Below are 733 nucleotides of genomic sequence, written 5' to 3' on the forward strand. Positions count from 1 at the left end.
CGGTGCTCTGCGAGACCGCGTGGGCGGCGTCGTGTGCGAGCTCGGCAAGACGCTCATGGCAACGTGATTTGCCGGAACGGCAAAAAGGGAGGTGGACATGCCCGACGACCTCGACGCGCTGAGAGCGCCTGGGATGCCCTTCGGGCACAAGATCCACGCGCCTTCACGATCGACACGAGGCGCGACGTGCTCGGACGACGTGGAGTCGACCACGCATCCGCACAAGAAAGGGCGTGGGCCGACGTGCGCGCAGGGTCTGCAGCCGGGCGGGCGACGTGGAGGCGAGGTAGAGGCGCATGCCCCCATCCTGCCGTCACCGCCGCAGGCTGTGGAATGCTCGGAGCATGGCCGAATCCCGTCGTCGTTCCCGCCGTCCCGATCCCCGCGGTCGCGGAATCCGGCGTCCGGCCGCCGCGCCGCCCGAATCCGACGGCCCCGTCATCGAGGTCGACGTCGAACGGGTCGCCCACGGCGGCGTGTTCGTCGCCCATCACGAGGGGCGGGTGGTGTTCGTCTCCGACGCCGTTCCCGGCGAGCGGGTCGTCGCCCGGGTCACGGACCGGAGGCACGACCGCTTCTGGCGCGCCGAGACCCTCGAGGTGCTGACGGCATCGCCCGACCGCCGCGAGCACGTGTGGGCGGAGGCATCCGTCGATCGGCCGCCGGCGCAGCGAGCGGGCGGCGCCGAGTTCGGCCACATCCGCGTGGAGCGGCAGCGGGCCCTGAAGGCGGA

Annotated in this window: 1 protein-coding gene; it reads left to right on the top strand. The window is 72.0% G+C overall.

Annotation, left to right across the window (positions count from 1 at the left end):
- Positions 1-344: 344 nt before the first annotated feature.
- On the top strand, positions 345-733 hold a 389-nt coding region (locus GH736_RS23790), incomplete at its 3' end, for a TRAM domain-containing protein (protein ID WP_328596960.1).

Origin of the sequence: Agromyces humi, assembly GCF_009720255.1 — a bacterium.
GTDB classification, from domain to species: Bacteria; Actinomycetota; Actinomycetes; order Actinomycetales; family Microbacteriaceae; genus Agromyces; species Agromyces humi.